The sequence below is a fragment of the Pectobacterium carotovorum genome (genome assembly GCF_900129615.1).
Taxonomy (GTDB): domain Bacteria; phylum Pseudomonadota; class Gammaproteobacteria; order Enterobacterales; family Enterobacteriaceae; genus Pectobacterium; species Pectobacterium carotovorum.
Genome location: NZ_FQWI01000008.1, coordinates 25,707 through 48,394, shown reverse-complemented (window position 1 = coordinate 48,394; position 22,688 = coordinate 25,707). Strand labels below are relative to the sequence as shown.

The following is a 22,688-nucleotide window of genomic DNA, read 5'->3' as shown; positions in this document are numbered from 1 at the left end:
TCTGTGGGGTTGTGTTTACCAACTGGCAATAAATTGCCGGAAGCGAGCCGACTGGCTGGCAGTGAAGACATGCTCCGGCGTTCCCTGTTCTTCAATTTCCCCCTGATGGAGGAAGACGATGCGGTTGGAGACTTCGCGGGCAAAATCCATTTCGTGGGTCACGACCAGCATGGTCATCCCTTCGTCCGCCAGCGTGCGCATGACGCGCAGCACTTCGCCGACCAGCTCTGGGTCGAGCGCGGAGGTCGGCTCATCAAACAGCATCACTTTCGGTTCCATCGCGAGCGCACGGGCAATTGCGGCGCGCTGCTGCTGTCCACCGGACAAATGTGCGGGATAGTAGTGACGCTTATCCGCCAGGCCGACTTTCTCTAACAGCTGTTCGGCGTGTTCCACGCATTCCGCCTGTGGACGCTTTAAGACGTGCACGGGCGCTTCGATGATGTTTTCCAGCACGGTCTTGTGTGACCAGAGGTTAAAATTCTGGAACACCATGCCCAACTGGGTACGAATTCTGTCGATCTGTTTGAGGTTCGACGGACGGTTCTGTCCTTTGCGGTTCGGCTTCATTTCAATCGCTTCTCCGCCGACGATAATCTCGCCCTGATCGGGAAGCTCAAGCAGGTTGCTACAGCGCAGCAGCGTCGATTTACCTGAACCGGACGATCCCAGAATTGAGATGACTTCCCCCTGATTGGCCTCAATCGAAATCCCTTTCAGGACGTCCAGAGAACCGAAGCTTTTATGAATGTTGCGCAGGCTAATGGCGGGTGTCGTCATTGCAGATCTCCCAATTTCTTAATTTTTTTCGCTGCCGGTTGCGCACCCGGCGCACGGAGATGAGGGGTAAGCGTAAATTCTGTCCACATCAGTAAACGTGTCAGAATAAGGTTAATAAACAGATAAATAGCACCGGCGACCAGGAACACTTCAAGCGCTCGGTAAGTTTCCGCGATGAGGCGTGCAGCGATCCCAGTGATTTCCATCAGCGTGATGATGGAAGCCAGCGAGGTCGACTTGACCATCGAGATCAGCTCATTACCGTAAGCGGGAAGCGCCTGACGGATTGCCAGCGGAAAAACGATACGCTTGAAAATCATGAACGACGGCATGCCGCAGGCGCGTGCAGATTCGATTTGGCCCACCGGAACGGACTGCAATCCGCCACGGATAATTTCACTGGCATAGGCACCGGTACACAGGCTGAGCGACAGCAGGGCGCACCAGTGTGGCTCCCGCAGGAATGGCCACAGTATGCTTTCCCGAACCCAGGGGAATTGCCCCAGCCCGTAGTAAATCAGGAACAGCTGAACCAGCAGCGGCGTACCGCGGAAAAACAGCACGTAGGTTCGGGCAATGGAGCGCAGGACGGCAAAGGATGACAGCTGCATCAACGCCAAGCCTAGCGCCAGAAAGAAGCCTAGAAAGACCGAGCTGACCGCCAGTTGCAGGGTTAACGGGATACCGGGAATAATCTCCAGAAACGTTTCGTACAGAAAAGGAAAATCCATCAGCGTTTCACACCCCGGGAATAATGAGACTCAGCACGGCGCATAATCCAGCCGGAACAGATTGAGATAGCCAGATACAGCAGCGCGGCCGCCATGAAGAAATCAAACGGTTTGCCGGTAGAGCCTGCGCCAGTTTGCGCCTGCGTCAATAGTTCAGCGACGCCAGTAACGGAAACCAGCGCGGAGGTTTTCAATACCAGCTGCCACACGTTGCCGAGTGGGGGGATCGCGTGGCGCAGCAGGAGCGGTACGATGATGCGGCGCAGGCGCAGTAGCGTTGGCATACCGCAGGCTTTGGCGGCCTCAATTTCCCCTTTGGAGACGGCGTAGAAGGCTCCGCGATAGACTTCCGTCTGCTGCGCGCCGGAGGAAATGCCGACGGCGATTACCCCAGCGAGGAAGCCAGGAAAGCCAAAGAACTCATTGCTGCCAAACAGTTTGGCGAACAGGGTTAACGCAGAGCTGCCGCCGAAATATAGCAGGTAGATGATGAGTAGATCGGGGACTCCACGGATAAGAGTCGTATAGCCATCGGCCAGATAGCGCACGGGGCGATTGCCGCAAATTTTGGACCAGGCACCGATCGTGCCGATCACCGCCCCCAGCAGGAAGCCGCCGATCGCCAGTGCGAGCGTCATTCCTGCCCCGATTAGTAATAATTTCCCCCAGCCATGTTCACCAAAACTGATGAGCTGCCAGAAAGTAACGTCTTCCACAAGTGACTCCAAACTGCTTGCTTATTGTTCTGCTGAACAGAACTGTTTTTGTGATGAGAGAACTACATACTCCGTTCAGGAACGAAAGTAGAAATACGTAATGACGCGATGTATCACCCTTCGATATGTACTCATTCGATGAGGCACTAATTTCGATAAACCACGATGGCTTGACGATGAAATCGGTTCGATAGGAACGATTCAGAGGTCGTGCCGCGAATCTATTAAAAAGCTAAGCAATAGTCGGGCCACGTTTTATGTAAACGATTATTGATTATTTATTCATATAGTCTGCTTATTAATGGGTTTTGTTTTAGTCAAAATAAGGCAGATGTGGCCTGCGGTAAAGCATTAAAGTGACATTTTGTAAGGGAGTATGTTCAAAATAGTGCATTGTTATGCTATCTGGCGGGGCATTGCATTATGATGGTGCAATAACCGCTATCCGGCAGAGCGGATAGCGGGTGAGTAGGGCGATAGGGAGAGGATTATGCTGTCTGGTCAGAGAACCAGCTCAATTTTTCCCGCAGCCCGACAACGTTGCCGATGATGATCAAACTCGGGCTGCTGGCCTGCTGCGCTAATTCGCTCAGTTGGGAGAGCTGTCCACTCAGAACGCGCTGTTTGGTTGAGGTGCCGTTTTCGATAATCGCGACAGGCACGGTTTCCGGTAACTGCTGTTCGATGAGCTTACTTTGAATGTGCTCAGCCTGCTGAAGGCCCATGTAAAACACTAGCGTCTGTTTTTCTGCGGCGAGGCTGGACCAGTCCAGATCGGTGTCGTGCTTGACGTGTCCAGTGATCAGCCTGACGCCCTGCGAGTGATCGCGATGGGTGAGCGGGATACCGCTGTAGGCTGAACAGCCCGACGCGGCAGTAATACCGGGGACGACGGAGAATGGTACGCCCGCCTGTTGCAGGTATTCCAGCTCTTCGGCACCACGGCCAAAGATAAAGGGGTCGCCGCCTTTCAGCCTGACGACCCGATGACCGGCGCGTGCCTTTTCTTCCAGCAACTGATTGATTTGATCCTGAGGAACGCTGTGATAGCCAGAGGCTTTGCCGACGAAGATTCGCTCGGCGTCGCGGCGTGACAGGTTGAGAATCTCTTTCGATACCAGTCGATCGTAAACGACGATGTCGGCCTGCTGGAGATGCTGTAGGCCTTTCAACGTCAGTAATCCCGCATCGCCCGGCCCGGCGCCGACCAGCGTGACTTCACCCCGGTCATCGAGCGGCGCGGAGAAAAGGAGTTCTGTCAGTTGGTTAACGCTTTGGCTATTGTCGTTTGCCAGCGCCTGCGCCAGACGATCGTGTACGAAGAGCTTTTCCCAGAAGCGACGGCGCGCGCTCATATTGCGGAACCGGCTTTTGACCCGACTGCGCAATTCGCCTGCGTATGTCGCCAGCTTACCGAGATTTTGCGGCAGAATACTTTCCAGTTTTTCCCGCAGTAGCCGAGCCAATACCGGTGCGGCACCGCCAGAAGACACCGCGACCATCAGCGGTGAACGATCAATGATCGACGGCATAATGAAGCTGGCGCGTTCTGGTGAATCAACCACGTTGCAGAAAATCCGGCGCTCGCTGGCGCTGGCATAGACATGGTTATTGACGTCCTGATCGTCGGTGGCGGCAATCACCAGCCACACCGCGTCCAGTAACGTGGGATCGAAGGTGCCGTGTACCAGCGTTAATTGAGCATCCTGCTCCCACGCTCGAAATTGATCGTTAAAATCGAGCGCATTGACGGTAATCACTGCGCCAGCATCCAGCAATAGCCGGGCTTTACGCTCGGCTATTTCACCCCCTCCTACCAATAGACAAGGTTTATCGTGCAACTGACAGAATATTGGCAGGTAATCCATGTAACGCCTCTTGAAAGCTCAGGTTATTAGGGTAATGGTTGGCTATTATCAACCGCGATGTCACGGTCTGCGATAGATATTTGCACATTACCGTTTGTTACCTGAGTATCATAAGCTGCAACAGAATAGGCTCCATCCTCCAGACAGAAGCCATCATAAAGGCGGAAATGCTGTTTTTTCAATGGGCTTGCGACCCAAAGATCGTCCTGATGCTCGCCCACTATCCCGCGACTTAATACGCTCGCCTGCGCGAACGGATCGATATTGCTGATGGCGTAAACCTGCTCATCGTTACGTGGGCGGAACACAGCAATCTGTTGCTGCTCGACGAGGGCGCAAACGCCAGTGCCGGGCAGGATGTCGTCTAACTTACATACCGTAGTCCACTGGCTCATGCGTTTTCCTCCTCTAGTTCAATCTGTTTTACCGGAATGCGCTCGGCAGGGCGCGCCGGACGGTGTTGTTGACGTTCACTCACCATTTGCACGTTCGGGTCACGTACTGGGCTGTTAATGAAGTGGGCAAAGCGTTTCTGTGCTTCTGGATCTTCCAGCGTTGCCTGCCATTCACAGAGGTAACCTTCTCGCAGCCGTGCGATATCGGCTTCAAGCTGATCGTTAATGCCCAGCTTGTCTTTCACAATCACATTGCGCAGATAGTCGATACCGCCTTCGAGGTTATCCAGCCAGACGGACGTACGCTGGAGCTTATCGGCTGTACGGATGTAGAACATCATGAAGCGGTCCAGATAGCGGACTACCGTTTCGCGATCTAAGTCGGCTGCCAGCAGGTCGGCGTGGCGCGGTTTCATCCCGCCGTTGCCGCATACATAGAGGTTCCAGCCTTTTTCGGTGGCGATAATCCCCACGTCTTTACCCTGTGCTTCTGCACATTCCCGCGTACAGCCGGAGACGCCAAATTTCATTTTGTGTGGGGTGCGGATACCTTTGTAGCGGTTTTCCAGTTCTACGCCAAAGCCCACGCTGTCGCCGACGCCAAAGCGGCACCAGGTGCTGCCGACGCAGGTTTTTGCCATACGTAACGCCTTGGCGTAAGCGTGGCCGGTTTCAAACCCGGCTTCGATGAGCTGAGCCCACACGTCAGGTAGATCGTCTTTCTGTACGCCGAATAGCGCCATGCGCTGAGAGCCGGTCATTTTGGTGTACAGGTTGTATTGCTTCGCGATGCGACCAATGGCGATCAGGCCATCCGGTGTGATTTCCCCGCCTGCGGAGCGTGGGATCACGGAGTAGGTGCCGTCTTTCTGGATATTGCCGAGGAAGTTATCGTTAGAATCCTGCAACGGCGTGTGCTGCGGTTTGAGCACGTACTCGTTCCAGCAGGAAGCCAACAGAGACGCGGCGGTTGGTTTACAGACTTCACAGCCGTAGCCTGAACCGTGTTTCTCCAGCAGTTGATCGAACGTTTTGATTTTTTCGATTTGGATCAGGTGGTACAGCTCCTGACGCGAATAGGCGAAGTGTTCACACAGGTGATTATTGACTTCGATCCCCTGTTTGCTGAGTTCCGCGTTTAACACCTGCGTAAGCAGCGGGATACAGCCGCCGCAGCCTGTACCGGCCTTGGTGGTTTCCTTAAGCGCCGCGACAGTATGACAGCCGCCGTTAATCGCTTTGATGATGTCGCCTTTAGACACGTCGAAGCAGGAGCAGATTTGCGCACTTTCTGGCAGCGCATCGACACCCAGCGTCGGTTTCGCACTGCCAGCGGATGCAGGAAGAATCAGCGCTTCAGGAGAATCCGGCAGCGGGATTTTGTTCAGCATGAATTGCAGCAGGTTGCCGTAATCCCGTGTGTCGCCGACCAGTACCGCACCGAGCAGCGTTTTATTGTCGGCGCTGACGATCAGACGTTTGTAGGTTTCTTTATTTTCATCTAGCCACATGTAGCTGCGAGAGCCCGGCGTATGGCCGTGTGCATCACCAATCCCGCCAACATCCACGCCCATCAGCTTGAGCTTGGCGCTCATGTCGGCACCCTGGAATCGGTTTTCATGCCCTAACAGGTGGTCGACGGCAACCTGCGCCATCTTGTAGCCGGGGGCGACCAACCCAAATGGCCTGCCCTGCCAGGCGGCACATTCGCCGATAGCGTAGACGTCTGGATCGGAGGTTTGGCACCAGTCGTTAATCGCGATACCGCCGCGTGGGCCGATTTCCAGCGCACACTGGCGCGCCAGTTTGTCCTGTGCGCGGATACCGGTCGAGAACACGATGAAGTCGACTTCCAGCGTGCTGCCGTCGGCAAACACCATCGTTTTGCGGTTTTCCAGACCGGAATGCTGAATGGCCTGCGTATTCTTACTGGTGTGCACACGCACACCCATGTTTTCAATCTTGCGTTGCAGCAGGGCGCCGCCCTGTGCATCCAGCTGTTCAGCCATGAGCACCGGGGCGAACTCAATGACGTGCGTTTCCACGCCAAGGTGTTTCAGCGCGCCAGCGGCTTCCAGACCTAATAGACCCCCGCCGATCACCGCGCCGCGTTTGCTACGGCGTGCGCAGTTTTCGATGGCGTTCAGATCTTCAATGGTGCGGTAGACGAAACAGTCCTGCCCGTTTGATCCTTTAATTGACGGGATCCACGGATAGGAGCCGGTGGCCATGATTAACTTGTCGTAATACACGGTACGGCCGGAATTGGAGTGAATGGCTTTTTCACTGCGGTTGATGGTGATGGCGCGTTCACCGAGCAGGACTTTAACGCCATTCTTTTCGTAGTAGCCTTCGCGTACTAAAGAGAGCTCTTCTACCGTGTGGTGAGCGAAGTAAGAAGAGAGGTGGACACGATCGTAGGCGACGCGGGGTTCTTCACAAAAAACGGTAATATCGTAGGTGGACGTTGGGGCCTTATCCAGCAACTCTTCGATAAAACGGTGGCCAACCATCCCGTTACCGATAACAGCGAGTCTGACTTTGTTCATTTTTGCCTCAAAATTGCTTCTTCTGAGGTTACCTTATCGCTCCACACTGGGCGCTTATTGATGTACATCAAATTGTCTTTTATATACTACTTTATGAGTATCTTTCTGATTTTGCTTATTTTTTCTTAAGCCTTGGTTTTTGTTGGGGTTTTAGCGACTGACAAAAATGAGACCTATAGCACGCTTTTGGTCAGAAGCCGACTGGTTAGCGGGCAATCTGCTATCAGAGTAATCGTCCCCCTCGTCAATCATTCACGTTCCTGAATGCTTAAAAATAAAACTAAGGGATTATCCATTTGTTTAATAAGGATATGAAATTTTCTGGTGATAATGCTCACAAGGTTGTGTGCAATTGCACAGTTATCGGCGACATAATTTCGTCATATGGAAGAAATTGCCTAATGACTAACGGCGTTACAACCTTAATAATTGAAAATAAAACAGCATTTTTTTTTAATTAGCACGCTATTTCTTTTATGTGACGTCGATCGACTTATGAGGCCGTACCAGAAGAATAGCGGTGTTTTTTATCGACAGGGCCAACACAGTCAGTGAAGTTATTCTTTAATTATTTATACAGCTTACATTCGCAAATCTTGTACATGAGTTGTGTTAAACATCAAGGCAGGTAACAACGTGAAAATAGAATCAATTGATGTCACCGTCTTCACTTATCCCACACGCCGGGTTTCCGACAGTGCGGGTCATTCACACCCGGGACCTGAAAATCAGGCCAAGATGGCGCTGTTAACCATCACGGCAGATGATGGGCAAAAAGGTTACGCTTTCGCTCCGCCGGAAGTGATTCGCCCTCATATCGTTAATGCTTTCTTCCGCAAAGTGCTGATCGGGCAGAACCCGTTCGATCGTGAGCGCCTGTGGCAGGATCTGGTGCACTGGCAACGCGGTAGCGCCAACCAACTGACCGACCGTGCGCTGTCGATTGTGGAATCCGCACTGTGGGATCTGCAAGGCCGTGTGCTGAACATGCCAGTGCATAAACTGCTCGGCGGCTATCGTGAAAAAGTCCCTGCTTACGGCAGCACCATGTGTGGTGATGAGCTGGAAGGTGGCTTATCTACGCCAGAGGAATACGGTCAGTTCGCAGAAAAGCTGGTGCAGCGCGGCTATAAAGCCATCAAGTTGCATACCTGGATGCCGCCGGTGTCATTCGCGCCTAGCCCGAAGATTGACGTACAAGCCTGTGCGGCAGTACGTGAAGCGGTTGGCCCGGATATCTGTCTGATGCTGGATGGTTACCACTGGTACAGCCGTAGCGATGCGCTGTACATCGGCCGTGAACTGCAAAAGCTCGATTTCACCTGGTTTGAAGAGCCGATGGAAGAACAGAGCATGGCGTCTTACAGCTGGCTGACCAAGAGCCTGGATATCGATGTTATCGGGCCGGAAAGTCTGTCAGGCAAATACTTCAGCCGTGCTGACTGGGTTAAAGAAGGCGCATGCGACATTTTACGTGCGGGCGTGCAAGGCGTGGGCGGTCTCTGGCCGTGTATGAAGGTCGCGAGCCTGGCAGAATCCTTCGGTATGGACTGCGAAGTTCACGGTAACGGTGCGCCAAACCTCAACGTCGTTGGGGCGATCAAAAACTGCCGCTGGTATGAGCGCGGGCTGCTGCATCCTTTCCTCGATTATGACGAACCTGCTGCGTATCTGAATTCGATTGTCGATCCGATGGACAACGAGGGCTTTGCGCATCTGCCGCAACGTCCGGGGCTGGGAGAAGATATTAATTTTGACTGGATTGAGGAGCATACCCTAAGTAAAGAATAACGTTTTGTTCTAATGGTTTTTTGTTCGATCTGAAAGATAGCCTTACCTAAAAAATAAAAAGTTGTCGTCTTCCATGCTCCCACACCTTGGAGAATAATGATGAAAGCACGAGCAATACTCCGTACCCTGCTGTTAGGTTCACTCTGCATGGCCGCCACGCCGGCCATTCTATCGGCAAAAACCCCTGACGATCAGCTGATCGTGGGGATGAACATGAACAACATGCTCTCACTCGATCCGGCCGCCATGACCGGTAACGAAGTGGTGGGCATTATCGTCAACCTCTATGACTCGCTGGTGGTGCTGGATCCCGCCAATCTGAGTAACATCCAGCCTTCTCTGGCGAAAAGCTGGAGCGTCAATGATGCGGGCAACGTCATTACCTTCAATCTGGTGGATAACGCCAAGTTCCATTCCGGTAACCCCGTGACGGCGCAAGACTTCGCCTGGTCGATGAAGCGTCTGCTTAACCTCAACATGGCACAGGCCACGACGTGGAAATCCTACGGCTTCACTGCGGAAAACGTGGAGAAAATGATCCGCGCCAAAGACGCACACACCGTTGAAATCGAACTGCCAAAACCGAACGATCCAAAACTGGTGCTTTACTCGTTGGCGACGCTGGGTAGCGGTTCCGTGCTGGACAGCAAAACGGTTCTGCAGCATGAGAAAAACGGTGACTGGGGTAATGGCTGGCTGACCACGAACGAAGCCGGATCTGGCCCGTTCAAGCTGGACGTGTGGCAGGCGAAAGACGTGCTGCGCATCAGCAAGGTTGAGAACAACTGGCAGGGCGACGCGAAAATGCGCCGCGTGATTTTCCGTCACATGACCGAGTCACAGGCGCTGCGCCTGATGATTGAAAAAGGCGATATTGATGTTGCCTCTGGGATGTCGGTGCCGGATATCAATGCATTGAAACAAGATAAAGACGTTGTGGTTGATGAAGTGAAAAAAGGCACGCTGTACTACGTTGCAATGAGCCTGAAAAACGAATACTTCGCTAAACCGAAAGTGCGCGAAGCGGTTCGTTACCTGATTGATTACGATGGCGTCAATAAGACGGTAATGCCTGGCTATGGTTTCTATCATCAGCGCCCTATCCAGAAAGGGATGGATGCGACGTTGCCGGATCCTGGCTACAAGCTGGATGTGCCACGCGCCAAGGCGCTGCTGGCCGAAGCGGGCTACCCGAATGGATTTGAAACCACGCTGCGTGTCCTGTCCGATCAGCCGTTCCTGAATTTGGCGACGTCGGTACAGTCCACGCTGGCACAGGCGGGCATCAAAGCCAAAATCATCTCCGGCACCGGTAATCAGGTTTACGGCGCGATGCGCGATCGTAACTTCGATATGCTGGTCGGCCGCGGCGGCGGTGGCGTCGATCCGCATCCTCACTCCAGCCTGCGTTCTGTTGTCTATAACCCGGATAACAGCGACGAAGCCAAACTGACCAACTTCCAAGGCTGGCGCACCTCTTTCTACGACAAGCCTCTGAACGACATGATCGATCAGGCGCTGTTGGAGAAAGATCCTCAGAAACAGAAGCAGATGTATATCAACGTGCAGAATCGCTATGAAGAACTGTTCCCGGCCATCATTCCGGTGTCGCAGATGATCGATTCTGTGGTGTTGCGTAAGGACGTGAAAGGCTATGTGCCGCATCCGTCTTCTACGACGCATCTGCGTGAGGTGTATAAGCAGCGCTAGTGTCCACACGTTAAACCGGATGATTAGCCGATACGTTCCCGGCTAATCATCCCGATCAGATACGTTAAAAAGAGATAACCGCGTGAGTGGTGATTTGCTGTCGCCGCTCACCGGGATATCAGGAGAAAGAACATGGTTTTCTCTGATTGGATCAAGCCGGGTGGAGTACTGCGTCGTTTGGCAAAACGTCTGTTTCAGGTCGTCGTCACGCTGTTCGGATTATTAATCCTGACCTTCGTGATCGGCCGCGTGATGCCAATCGATCCAGTCCTGGCTATTGTCGGACAGGATGCCGACCAAAGTACCTATCAACAGGTTTACCAACAGCTGGGGTTGGATAAGCCGCTGTATGTGCAGTTCTTTATTTACTTCAATTCACTGATGCATGGAGATCTGGGCAATGCGCTCCTGACCGGCCGGCCGGTTATGGATGATATTATCCGCGTTTTCCCGGCAACCGTTGAGCTGGCAACGATGGCGATTATCGTCGGTGCTGGTCTGGGCATACCGCTAGGCGTGTTGGCTGCGGCACGACGCGGCAAGTGGGCGGACTATGTGGTGCGCTTTATCAGTCTGGCCGGTTATTCCACGCCGATATTCTGGGTCGGGATGATGGGTCTGCTGGTGTTTTATGCCTGGCTGAATTGGGTGGGCGGTGCCGGACGGGTTGATATGGCCTACGACGGTCTGGTGGAGAACCGTACCGGCCTGCTGCTGGTGGATTCACTGCTGGCAGGCGAGTGGGATGTGTTCCGTAGCGCGCTGAACCATCTGGTGTTGCCAGCCACGATTCTTGGTTTCCACTCGCTGGCCTATATCAGCCGTATGACGCGCAGCTTCATGCTGGCGCAGCTTTCGCAGGAATACATCATTACCGCGCGAGTGAAAGGGCTGTCCGAGTTCCGTGTCGTCTGGGCGCACGCGTTTCGCAATATTCTGGTTCAGCTTCTGACGGTGGTGGCGCTGGCGTATGGCTCGCTGCTGGAAGGGGCGGTACTGATCGAAACGGTCTTCTCATGGCCGGGCTTTGGCTCCTATCTGACAGGTAGCCTGCTGCTGGGGGATATGAACGCGGTTATGGGATGTGTGCTGCTAGTCGGGTTGATCTTCGTGACGCTTAACCTGCTGTCGGACATGTTGTATCAAATCTTTGATCCGAGGACGAACGCATGAATATTTCCTCTGAGCCGCCAGTCAGCCGTGAATCGGTAATGCGGACGCCGCCGGAAAAACGTGTGAGCCGCCTGCGGCTACGCGGTGCGCGAATCGGCGGGTTTCTCTTGACGATGATGCGCAATCCGCTGACCGCAATTGGTTCTGCGATTGTGCTGATGTTGATTTTGGTCGCCATCTTCGCGCCGTGGATCGCCACGCACGATCCGCTGGCACAGGATTTGGCTAACGCGTTACAGGCTCCAAGTGCGGCGCATTACTTTGGCACCGATGAGTTTGGGCGCGATGTGTTTAGTCGTCTGGTCTATGGTTCACGCATCACGCTGTATATCGTTGCGCTGGTGTCGGTCACCGTTGGGCCTATCGGGCTGGCGCTGGGCGTGGTGGCAGGGTATTACGGCGGTATCGTCGATACCATCTTGATGCGTATCACCGATATCTTCATTTCGTTCCCTAGTCTGGTGTTGGCGCTGGCGTTCGTTGCGGCGCTTGGCCCGGGTCTGGAACATGTGGTGATCGCGATTACGCTGACGGCCTGGCCGCCGATTGCCCGTCTGGCAAGGGCGGAGACGCTGTCGCTGCGTCACGCGGACTTTGTTTCTGCCGTGAAGCTGCAAGGCGCATCCTCTATCCGCATCCTGCTGCACCACATTGTGCCGCTGTGTCTGCCGTCGGTGATTATTCGTATCACCATGAATATGGCGGGCATCATTCTGACAGCGGCGGGTCTTGGCTTTCTGGGGTTGGGGGCACAGCCGCCCGATCCTGAATGGGGCGCGATGATCTCTGCGGGTCGTCGTTACATGATGGAGTGCTGGTGGTTAGTAACTATTCCGGGGCTGGCGATTTTGATTAACAGCCTGGCGTTCAACTTCCTTGGAGACGGCCTACGTGACATCCTCGATCCCAGAACTGAATAAGTCTTCTCAACGTGCGCCGGGAAGCTCGCCCTTGATGGAAGTGGAAAATTTGCGGGTAAGCTTCGTGAACCGTGGTGCTGTGACGGATGCCGTGCGCGGCGTCTCCTTCACGCTTGGCTGTGAAAAGCTGGCGATTGTCGGCGAATCCGGCTCCGGTAAATCGACGGTCGGCCGTGCATTGCTGCAACTGCATCCGCACAGCGCGCGGATTACGGCGGATAAACTGCGCTTCGGCGATACCGACCTGCTGAAAGCGGATGAGGCGCGGATGCGTCAGATCCGCGGCAAGCGCATCTCCATGATTATGCAGGACCCAAAATATTCGCTGAATCCGGTGGTGTGCGTTGGCGATCAGATTGCCGAAGCCTATCTGGCGCACCATAGGGTGTCGCACCGCGATGCGAAGGAAAAGGTCATGGCGATGCTAGACGTGGTACGTATTCGTCAGCCAGAGCGCGTATACAATCTGTACCCTCATGAGATCTCGGGCGGACAGGGGCAGCGCATCATGATTGCGATGATGCTGATTACTGAACCCGAAATCGTGATTGCCGATGAACCGACCTCCGCACTGGATGTGTCCGTGCGACTGCAAGTGCTAGCGATGCTGGACGATCTGGTCAGCGAGCGCGGTCTGGGGCTGATTTTCATCAGCCACGATATCAATCTGGTACGTAGCTTCTGCGATCGGGTGTTGGTGATGTATGCCGGGCGCGTCGTGGAATCCATTGCTGCCGCCGATCTGGACAACGCGCAGCATCCGTACACGCGTGGGCTGCTGAATTCACTGCCGGATATTGACCATCGACGCCCGCGTTTGCCGGTGATGAATCGCGATCCAGCCTGGATCAATGGATAAAGGGGATAATCATGGCAACTGAAGCAATGAGTCAGCGCAAGCCGATGATCGAAGTGAATAACCTGAATCTCTCTTTTGGGCAGGGCAGCACGGCGAATCAGGTATTGTACGATGTGAACCTTACCGTCAACGACGGCGATATCTTTGGTCTGGTAGGGGAATCGGGTTCCGGCAAAACCACGGTGCTGAAGTGTCTGGCTGGGCTATTTAATCACTGGGAAGGCACGCTGCATATTGATGGGAAGAAACTGGCACACCGAATCGATCAGGCGCGCTGCCGCCGGGTGCAGATGGTGTTTCAGGATCCGTATGGATCGCTGCATCCCCGTCATACGGTAGAGTCGATTCTGGAAGAGCCGCTGTCGATCCACCGTTTTGACGATCGTGACGATCGTATCGATACCTTGCTGAAGAAGGTAGGGCTGGGAACGCAATTCCGCCGCCGTTATCCGCACCAGCTTTCGGGCGGGCAGCGTCAGCGTGTAGCGATTGCCCGAGCGCTGATTCTGGAGCCTAGAGTTCTGCTGCTGGATGAGCCGACGTCGGCGCTGGATGTGTCGGTGCAGGCGGAAATTCTCAATCTACTAACGGAGTTGCAGCAGCAGGAAAAGCTGACCTACCTGATGGTGACGCATGACTTGGGCGTGATTTCCCACCTGTGTCATAAAGTGGCGGTGATGCAATACGGTAAGATACTGGAAACGCTGGAAACCGACGACCTGACCAGCGATGTACCGAAGGACGCGTACACCTCCATGCTGGTGGACGCCAGCCGTCAGTACAGCCGCGATCTGGCAGTGCGTTCGGAGCGTATGGGCTAGGTAAGTATGGACTCGTCGCGCTACGCGATAATCATCATGAGGGCCGAGCAATCGGCCCTTTTTTTATCTTGCGCACAGGTTTTCGCTCACAGTTGGTTACGAACAGACTTTTATACGTAAAAAAAGGTAAATGGGTAGCGTTGAAGAGTGCGGATACTTACAATCATTACGCTTTCTGTAGTCGGCCTCTTCAAAAAGGAATTCTCATGTTCAAACGTACTCTGGTTGCTGCGGCAGCCCTTATTTCACTGACGGCATTTTCTCCCGCCTTTGCGGCTTCCGACACCACCACGCGTGTGCTGTTAACGACGTCTGCGGGCAATATCGAACTGTCTTTAGATAATCAAAAGGCACCGGTTTCGGTAAAAAATTTCGTCGAGTACGTTAACAACGGTTTTTATAATGGGACGACATTTCACCGTGTGATCCCTGGTTTTATGGTGCAGGGCGGCGGCTTTTCTGGCGAAATGAGCCAAAAAGCGACCAATGCACCGATCAAGAATGAAGCCGATAACGGTTTACGTAACCAGCGCGGCACGATCGCCATGGCGCGCACGTCTGATAAAGACAGTGCGACCAGCCAGTTCTTTATCAACGTCGCGGACAACGCGTTCCTCGATCACGGCCAGCGTGATTTTGGTTACGCAGTGTTCGGTAAAGTGGTGAAGGGCATGGAAGTTGTAGATAAGATCTCTCAGGTGCCAACGAAGAATGTCGGGCCTTACCAGAATGTGCCGACCACGCCAGTCGTGATTCAGTCTGCGAAAGTGCTGCCCGGATTGGCAAAATAGATAAGCAAAGAACCGAGAATACGACAAAGGCCACTGATGTGGCCTTTGTCGATCTTAACGTTAACGTATCAACGACTGCATTATTCCAACGCTTTAGCCATTTGCTGTAGCCACGCGTCCACGCCGGTGCTCGGTACGTTCAACTGACGGTAGGTCGCGGTTGCAACGGGATAGCCGCCGACGTCTTCCTGACTATTCACGAAGCCACCTTTCCGCTGTTTGAAATTCTCCACGATACGTTTATCAACGGCATCACGATCTTTAGGGCGTGCGCCTGCACTTTGCAGTACCTGATTGGTTACGGCGCTGGCCGGTGATGCCGTTAAGCCCGCAGGCCAAATAGGGGACACTTTGAGTAAATTAATCCCGCTGCCTGATGTTTGCGGCGCCGTTTTTCCCTGAGCATCGTACGCGAGGTTATCTGACATCCAGACATCGCCGGAGCTGTTGCTTCCTACCAGTCCTAAACCTGCTTTGGTATTTGCGCCGTAGTGCATCACGTTACCCGCAACGGAGACGCGTGGGCTGGCGGGCATGGTTTTCCCTTCCCACTCTCCTTTTACTCCACCGACGCGAACGCCCCAAATGCCGGGGTTGTAGATCAGGTTATTGACCATGACACCCGTAGAACCTGCTTTGAACCAGGCGTTACGCTCGTTGTTGTGCGCATACAGGCTGCCCACGATCGATACGTCGGTCACGTTATCGTGAACCAGCGTCCCCATCGAGTGAATACCTTTGGTGTGAGCCGAATCGTATAGGCCTTCAGCAACGATATTATTCGAAAGCGTGATGCGGTGTGCGGTGCCCTGCGGCCCGTCATAACGTGGGCCGGAAATAGACAGGTTTTCGTCCGTACCCCAGGCGAAACTAGAGTGGTCGATCACGACGTTGTAGGCATCTTTGCCGTTGATGGAAACATCGCGTTCAAAGCCGCTTTTTTTACCCGTCCCGGCATCGCCGATGCGAAAACGAATATGCTGCATCAGCACATCATGTGTGCTGATCCCCATTCCGCCGCGAATGATGGTGATACCGGGAGAGGGAGCGGTCTGGCCAGCGATGGTGACAAATGGCTCGCTTAATCTAAGGTCACTTTTATTCAGGTCGATAATGCCGCCAACCTCAAAAACGATAATGCGCGGACCTTTGGCAGCCAGCGCTTCCCTGAGTGAACCTGCCCCGGAAGAGGCTAGCGTGGTGACGCGAATAATGCGTCCACCGCTGCCTGCTACGGTATCCGTTCCGAATCCTTTCAACTCTGGTGCAGCCGGTGTGGCGGCGCTTGCCATCGGTATGCCAACACTAAACACTAAGCCGGTGCTGAACAGTGCGGCGAACAGAAGAGAACGTTTCATTTCATTTCCTTGAATATTAACGATAAAAATGAGCGAGCCCTTAGGGTTCGCTCAAGTGCGGCCCGAACGATAAACCGACGGGCGTTAAGCTTGTTTGCAGGCTCCGGTTAGCACAGGACAATGAGGGACGGAGCCTGCAATTCGCTTATTTACCTTTCACGCTTTGCAACTAGTTGCAATTTGCTGCTGTTAGCACGGCAAGGTTTTTGTTCACGCCAGCATAGTTCGCCAGTTTGTCCTTCACGCACTGTGCAGAAACTGGAGAGTAGCTGTAAGGAACAGAAGCGAACGTACCAGTGCTTTTCCAGTCTTCGGCATTCACGTAGGGTTTGGTATCTTTATCCCAAGTGATGTTGTATTTAGCGAAGTCGGCTGGGCTCATGACGTTGTTATTACGCAGTTCCCACGTACCGAAGTTGGAACCGTCATAACGTGAGGTCACTGGGTTTTTCGCATTCTCGAACCAGTTACGTTCGATCAGCGCAATCCCTTTCTGACGCACGTTCAGGCCAGAGCTGGTGATGCCAGTATACAAGTTGTTGTAAGCGTGAACCTGACCACCACGTTGCAGTGGGAGGCGAGCGTTAACGTCGTCGTAAATATTGTGATGATAAGTCAGGTCACGGCCCGTATCGCTGCTGCTGAAGCCGCTCAGCCCCACTTTTTTGATGCCATGAATGTAGTTGTACGACACGGTCACGTTGGTTGACGCTTTCTTGATATCAATCGCGGATTCGAATGTCGTGTCACCGTCTTTTGTACCTGCGCATTCAAAGTTTTTGGCGAAGATTTCGTTGTGGTCGATCCAGACGTTCGGCGTGTTATCGATACGAATGGCATCACCATCCTGCGCGCCGCCCGGCATGTAACCAAAGCGCATGTTACGTATGACGATATCGGATGATTTTGTCAGCCAGATCCCGAAGTTGGCGGACGATCCATTGGTTCCGATGATGGTAATCCCTTTGGTGAATTCTTTGATTTCTACACCGCGAGCGTCTTTCTTCCACTGACCGCAGATATCGTTCTCTGCGGCTTTGATCAGCGCGTCTTCATTACCGTTATAGGTGATGACGAGCGGATAAGCACCACCTTTGACTTTCTTACCATTGGAATCCAGCTTCGCGGCTTCGATGATATCAATGATGTCTTGCATGGAGCGCGCCGTTTTTTTCACGGCACCGGCAACGTCACCACCGTCAGTGGTAGCATAACCCCCCGTATTTGCCGCCATCGTTGGTTGGGCCGCAAGCAATAACAGCCCAGCGGCTGCAGAAGGTAGTAGGTATTTCATTAAGGTACTCTCCTTGGAATTGAATTTTTGTTTGGGCATTTATGATCCACATAACCCAGATTATATTATTTCGGTGTTTCAATAAAAATGAAATCAGGGTTTATTGAAATCCCAATTAAGTCTTACCATAAAAATAAAAGAATTCAATATTTCGATATTAAATATATAGGATGAATAACGATGGAAATACGCATGGATAATAAGTAACTATTTTAAAAGATAATATTTTTTTCATTTTTTCTAAAATTAAGCCGCTTTGAATTTTTATGAAAAATAAAATTATATTTCGTTTTATTACTCACTGTTGAATGCGATTTGATAGAGGCGATAACTGTGAGCGACATCAATAAATAAGTAAAAATTCCTCATTGAGAGGATGGCGTAAGAGATATTTGATGCCGATCAAATTATTAATTAATCATGTGTTGATTGAATGCCGTTATTTTTATCGATTAATCCTTAATTAAAGGATGGTTTCTTCATTAATAAATCAAGCCATTAATTTACCATCAAAATAATTAGCTTGGTATTTAATGTATGCATACTTTTTAGGAATGCCTATCCACTCTCATGCGTAGATTCCATAAAAAACGAGCGAGCTCTTAGAGCTCGCTCGGATAGAACCATGTCTTAGCGCGAAGAGTCATGGCCGCGGAACATTCAGGCTTATTGCTTCCTGTCTTGATTCGACAGAGAAAGCCTGACCACGTTTATTTGCAGTTAGCCGCTGTCAGTACTGCCAGGTTTTTGCCTACACCAGCATAGTTTGCCAGTTTATCCTTCACGCACTGCGCAGAAACTGGGGTGTACTTATAGGAGATGGAAGGGAACTTACCAGTACTCTTCCAGTCATCTGCATTGATGTGAGGAGAGGAAGGTTTGCCCCAGGTGATTTTGTATTTAGCAAAATCAGATGGGCTGGTAATGTTGTTGTTACGGAGTTCCCAAGTACCGAAGTTGGAACTGTCGTTACGTGCTGTCACTGGGTTGAGCGCATTTTCGAACCAGTTGCTTTCAATCAGCGCGATCCCTTTCTGACGCACGTTAAAGCCTGAACCGGTGATGCCGTCATACAGGTTGTTGTACGCGTGAACCAGACCACCACGCTGCAGCGGCAGACGTGAGTTAACATCGCGATAGATATTGTGATGGTAAGTCAGGTTACGACCCGTATCTGTATTGCTTGCACCGCTCAGGCCAACTTTCTTGATGCCATGAATATAGTTGTAGGATACGGTGACGTTAGTTGACCCTTTCTTGATATCAATCGCTGATTCAAAGGTGGTGTCATTGTCTGGCGTACCTTTACACTCAAAGTTCTTGGCAAAGATCTCGTTGTGGTCGATCCAGACGTTCGGTGAGTTATCGATACGAATGGCATCGCCGTCTTGCGCGCCGCCCGGCATATAGCCAAAGCGCATGTTACGTACCACGACGTTAGAAGAATTCACGATCCAAACACCGAAGTTGGCAGATGAGCCATTGGTGCCCTGGATAGTAATGCCTTTGGTGAACTCTTTGATTTGTACGCCGCGTGCGTCCTTACTCCACTGGCCGCAGATATTCTTTTCAGCCGCTTTGATTAATGAATCTTCGTTACCGCTATAGGTGATGATGAGCGGGTAAGCACCGCCTTTGACTTTCTTGCCTTTTGAATCCACTTGCGCGGCTTCAATAATATCCACAATTTCTTTCATAGAACGTGCCGTTTTTTTCACGGCACCAGACACGTCACCGCCATCCGTAGTGGCATAGCCGCCCGTATTGGCGGCCATTGCGGGTTGAGCCGCGAGTAATAGCAATCCGGCGGCTGCCGTAGGCAATAGGTATTTCATTATCACAATCTCCTTGGAATAGAATTTTCATGGGCATTTATCGATCCCTATGCCCGATGTAACAGATACAAATTTTTCAACAAAAATGAATTTCAATTTTTGTGAAAAACCAAGGGGAGTGTGGTCAAAAAATAAGATCAGTTCAAGGGTGAAATGTTAAATGTATTGCAGTTGAAACATTTTGTAATACTGATGATTGGATAATTATGATTTTATAGGAAACAGTTTTCTTTTAAAGTAACCTTAAATCATAAGGTTAGTTTTTTAGCGGATAATAAATGCACTCGGGTTTCTTTATTGGTTGGGTTTTAAATGGTTATTTTCTATTGTGGCAATCGCTGTTGCTAGGGTAAGGAAGTCATCTTAAGTCAAAATATACTATCACAGGCCTATTCAATATTGTTTACGTGATGAATCAATTTTATAGTGAATTTTAGTTTGTTAAAAAATAATTATTATGAGTCGCTATATGGCGTTTCTTTATGTGATAAGCGGAAAATAGACTTCATCATTCATCGCGGTTTATTGGCTAAATGATCATTAGCATGACGTCTGTTTTCATGAAGGTCACGCTGACAACCTTGCGCTGGTCCCTTAAAAATGAGCGAGGCCGAAGCACTCGCTCAGGAAGCACCCGGCGCAGAATGAATGCGTCGGGCTTAACACGTTTATTTACAGTTGGCTGCTGTCAGTACTGCCAGGTTTTTACCTACGCCTGCGTAGCTTGCCAGTTTATCCTTCACGCACTGTGCAGAAACTGGAGAGTAGCTATATGGGACGGCTGGGAATTTACCGGTGCTCTTCCAGTCATCCGCATTGATGTGCGGGGTGGATGGTTTACCCCAAGTGATATTGTATTTAGCAAAATCAGATGGGCTGGTAATGTTGTTGTTACGGAGTTCCCAGGTACCGAAGTTGGAATCGTCATTACGTGCGGTCACTGGGTTGAGCGCATTTTCGAACCAGTTACTTTCGATCAGCGCGATCCCTTTCTGACGGACGTTAAAGCCTGAGCTTTTGATGCCGTCATACAGGTTGTTATAAGCATGCACTTGACCACCACGTTGCAGCGGCAGACGTGAGTTAACATCGCTGTAAATATTGTGATGGTAAGTCAGGTTACGACCGGTATCCGTGTTGCTTGAACCGCTCAACCCTACCTTTTTCACGCCATGGATATAGTTGTACGACACGGTGACGTTGGTTGAGGCTTTCTTGATATCAACCGCGGATTCAAAGGTGGTGTCGTTGTCTGGCGTACCGGCACATTCGAAGTTCTTGGCGAAGATCTCGTTGTGGTCGATCCAGACGTTCGGTGAGTTATCGATACGGATGGCATCACCATCTTTTGCTCCGCCCGGCATATAGCCGAAGCGCATGTTACGCACGACAACGTTGGAGGAGTTTACCAGCCAGATACCGAAGTTAGCGGAAGAACCGTTGGTACCGAGGATGGTGATCCCTTTGGTGAACTCTTTGATTTCTACACCGCGCGGATCTTTGCTCCACTGGCCGCAGATGTTAGCTTCGGCGGCTTTGATTAGTGCATCTTCATTACCGTTGTAGGTAATAACGAGCGGGTAGGCTCCGCCTTTGACCGCTTTACCGCTTGAGTCCTTTTTCGCAGCCTCAATGATATCGACGATCTCTTGCAGAGAACGCGCCGTTTTTTTCACAGCACCAGAAACGTCGCCGCCGTCAGTGGTGGCATAACCCCCCGTATTTGCCGCCATTGTCGGTTGGGCAGCGAGCAGCAACAGCCCAGCTGCTGCAGAAGGCAGTAGGTATTTCATTATGTACTCTCCTTGACATAGAATTTTTTGGGTATTTATCACTACACACCCTGTGTAATTTAAAAGGGCTGTTTCAACAAAAATGAAATTAAGGTTTGTCTATAAAGCCGAGCTAAGTGTTAACAGAAAAAATAAACAATACAAGATGGGGCGTTAAATATATTAATTAAATAACAGAGGACAGCTGAGAGGATTTGTGTTTATTACTTTTAAATAGAAACCAATTTCCATTTAAATCATTTAAATTCATGGTGTTATGTTTTTTAATCTTTGTTGTTTCAATCTGGATTCTTTATTTTTTATCCATTTGATATGCGTGGTTTATTCGCTTTCTGAGCGATTGTGATCGTCATCAAAAAATATTACTTTAGAGATAACCTCCTTCGCTTTTCTTCCTTTTAAAAAAACTGAATTAATTCATAGGAGGTTTTTGTTTATTATTTTTTTTGTTAAAAATAATTTCAAGGTAATCGTTTACTGTGAGTTTGGATAATAAATAAGGCCTATTAATAAAGATGTTTACTGATGAAATAAATGATTTGTGATCGATAAAATTATTACCATGCTAATTTCTTAAACAGCGAGAGCGACCATTTTGTCTTTGATGGTGACGAGGGTGGGTACCTGACCCGGATTTCATGTATGTTAGTACGGCTTTTCCGACTCACAGTGCAATGACTATGCTGCTAATTATCGATAACTATGACTCCTTTACCTACAACCTTTACCAATACTTTTGTGAGCTTGGCGCACAGGTCGTGGTGAAGCGTAATGATGAACTGACGCTGCGCGAGATTGAACGGCTTGCGCCTGAGCGATTGGTCATTTCACCTGGCCCTTGTACGCCGGATGAGGCGGGCATTTCACTGTCTGCTATCCGTCACTTTGCCGATAAACTGCCTATTCTGGGCGTGTGTCTTGGCCATCAGGCGATGGGGCAGGCGTTCGGCGCGCGCGTGGTGCGAGCACGGCAGGTCATGCATGGGAAAACCTCTGCGATTGCGCATAGCGATACGGGGGTTTTCACGGGGCTGGCTCAGCCTTTGACGGTCACCCGCTATCATTCACTCATTATTGATTCCGCTTCGCTACCCGATTGCTTTGAGGTCACGGCCTGGAGCGAACATGAAGGAAAGCGTGATGAGATTATGGGGATCCGCCATCGCACATTGCCGCTGGAAGGGGTGCAGTTTCACCCAGAGAGCATTCTTAGCCAGCAAGGGCATCAGCTTTTGGATAATTTCCTTAAAATTTAGCCATATAAAAAGTTATTCTCCTCAGTAGCCGATTTAATATTGCCTGAA

18 protein-coding genes are annotated in these 22,688 nt (G+C 51.3%); 8 read left to right on the top strand and 10 right to left on the bottom strand.

Annotated features, from left to right (window positions below; genetic code table 11):
* Positions 1 to 15: 15 nt before the first annotated feature.
* The 6 genes from BUB06_RS15920 to nirB form a co-directional block, all read right to left on the bottom strand.
* Positions 16 to 780, bottom strand: coding sequence for an ABC transporter ATP-binding protein (locus BUB06_RS15920; RefSeq protein WP_010277637.1), 765 nt, complete (start codon positions 778 to 780; stop codon positions 16 to 18).
* Positions 777 to 1,511, bottom strand: a complete 735-nt coding sequence (locus tag BUB06_RS15915) for an ABC transporter permease (protein ID WP_039474011.1) — start codon at positions 1,509 to 1,511, stop codon at positions 777 to 779. The genes BUB06_RS15920 and BUB06_RS15915 overlap by 4 nt, the downstream gene beginning before the upstream one ends.
* Positions 1,511 to 2,227: an ABC transporter permease gene (locus tag BUB06_RS15910; RefSeq protein ID WP_039474008.1), complete on the bottom strand. Its 717-nt coding sequence runs from the start codon at positions 2,225 to 2,227 to the stop codon at positions 1,511 to 1,513. The genes BUB06_RS15915 and BUB06_RS15910 overlap by 1 nt, the downstream gene beginning before the upstream one ends.
* A gap of 488 nt (positions 2,228 to 2,715) precedes the next feature.
* Positions 2,716 to 4,095, bottom strand: a complete 1,380-nt coding sequence (gene cysG, locus BUB06_RS15905) for a siroheme synthase CysG (protein ID WP_039474006.1) — start codon at positions 4,093 to 4,095, stop codon at positions 2,716 to 2,718.
* 26 nt (positions 4,096 to 4,121) lie between these two features.
* Positions 4,122 to 4,490, bottom strand: a complete 369-nt coding sequence (nirD, locus tag BUB06_RS15900) for a nitrite reductase small subunit NirD (RefSeq protein ID WP_010277621.1) — start codon at positions 4,488 to 4,490, stop codon at positions 4,122 to 4,124.
* A complete protein-coding gene (gene nirB, locus BUB06_RS15895; protein WP_039474004.1) occupies positions 4,487 to 7,039 on the bottom strand; it encodes a nitrite reductase large subunit NirB in 2,553 nt (850 codons plus the stop codon). The genes nirD and nirB overlap by 4 nt, the downstream gene beginning before the upstream one ends.
* 636 nt (positions 7,040 to 7,675) lie before the next feature.
* Here nirB and BUB06_RS15890 point away from each other — a divergent pair.
* From BUB06_RS15890 to ppiA, 7 genes are all read left to right on the top strand, one after another.
* Positions 7,676 to 8,830 carry a mandelate racemase family protein gene (locus tag BUB06_RS15890; RefSeq protein WP_039474313.1) on the top strand — a complete coding sequence of 385 codons (1,155 nt, stop codon included), beginning with the start codon at positions 7,676 to 7,678 and terminating at the stop codon, positions 8,828 to 8,830.
* Positions 8,831 to 8,929: 99 nt separating this feature from the next.
* Positions 8,930 to 10,540 carry an ABC transporter substrate-binding protein gene (locus tag BUB06_RS15885; protein ID WP_039474002.1) on the top strand — a complete coding sequence of 537 codons (1,611 nt, stop codon included), beginning with the start codon at positions 8,930 to 8,932 and terminating at the stop codon, positions 10,538 to 10,540.
* Positions 10,541 to 10,672: 132 nt separating this feature from the next.
* Positions 10,673 to 11,713, top strand: coding sequence for an ABC transporter permease (locus BUB06_RS15880; RefSeq protein ID WP_010297086.1), 1,041 nt, complete (start codon positions 10,673 to 10,675; stop codon positions 11,711 to 11,713).
* Positions 11,714 to 11,751: 38 nt separating this feature from the next.
* Positions 11,752 to 12,633 (top strand): ABC transporter permease, encoded by an 882-nt coding sequence (locus tag BUB06_RS15875; RefSeq protein WP_117590536.1) that lies wholly within the window; start codon positions 11,752 to 11,754, stop codon positions 12,631 to 12,633.
* Positions 12,605 to 13,492: an ABC transporter ATP-binding protein gene (locus BUB06_RS15870; RefSeq protein WP_080726795.1), complete on the top strand. Its 888-nt coding sequence runs from the start codon at positions 12,605 to 12,607 to the stop codon at positions 13,490 to 13,492. The genes BUB06_RS15875 and BUB06_RS15870 overlap by 29 nt, the downstream gene beginning before the upstream one ends.
* Before the next feature lie 44 nt (positions 13,493 to 13,536).
* Positions 13,537 to 14,313, top strand: coding sequence for an ABC transporter ATP-binding protein (locus BUB06_RS15865; protein WP_175552173.1), 777 nt, complete (start codon positions 13,537 to 13,539; stop codon positions 14,311 to 14,313).
* A gap of 206 nt (positions 14,314 to 14,519) precedes the next feature.
* Positions 14,520 to 15,104, top strand: a complete 585-nt coding sequence (gene ppiA, locus BUB06_RS15860; RefSeq protein WP_010297073.1) for a peptidylprolyl isomerase A — start codon at positions 14,520 to 14,522, stop codon at positions 15,102 to 15,104.
* Between the two features lie 80 nt (positions 15,105 to 15,184).
* Here the strand turns inward: ppiA and pelZ are convergent, their stop codons facing one another.
* The 4 genes from pelZ to pelA form a co-directional block, all read right to left on the bottom strand.
* Positions 15,185 to 16,462: a pectate lyase PelZ gene (gene pelZ / locus BUB06_RS15855; RefSeq protein ID WP_010297071.1), complete on the bottom strand. Its 1,278-nt coding sequence runs from the start codon at positions 16,460 to 16,462 to the stop codon at positions 15,185 to 15,187.
* Positions 16,463 to 16,631: 169 nt separating this feature from the next.
* Positions 16,632 to 17,756: a pectate lyase PelC gene (pelC, locus tag BUB06_RS15850; protein WP_010297068.1), complete on the bottom strand. Its 1,125-nt coding sequence runs from the start codon at positions 17,754 to 17,756 to the stop codon at positions 16,632 to 16,634.
* 710 nt (positions 17,757 to 18,466) lie between these two features.
* Positions 18,467 to 19,591 carry a pectate lyase PelB gene (gene pelB / locus BUB06_RS15845; RefSeq protein ID WP_010297054.1) on the bottom strand — a complete coding sequence of 375 codons (1,125 nt, stop codon included), beginning with the start codon at positions 19,589 to 19,591 and terminating at the stop codon, positions 18,467 to 18,469.
* A 668-nt stretch (positions 19,592 to 20,259) separates the two neighbouring features.
* Positions 20,260 to 21,384 (bottom strand): pectate lyase PelA, encoded by a 1,125-nt coding sequence (gene pelA, locus BUB06_RS15840; RefSeq protein ID WP_010297052.1) that lies wholly within the window; start codon positions 21,382 to 21,384, stop codon positions 20,260 to 20,262.
* 680 nt (positions 21,385 to 22,064) lie between these two features.
* Between pelA and BUB06_RS15835 the strand changes: the two genes are divergently transcribed.
* A complete protein-coding gene (locus BUB06_RS15835) occupies positions 22,065 to 22,640 on the top strand; it encodes an aminodeoxychorismate synthase component II (RefSeq protein ID WP_039473997.1) in 576 nt (191 codons plus the stop codon).
* The last annotated feature ends 48 nt before the right edge of the window (positions 22,641 to 22,688 follow it).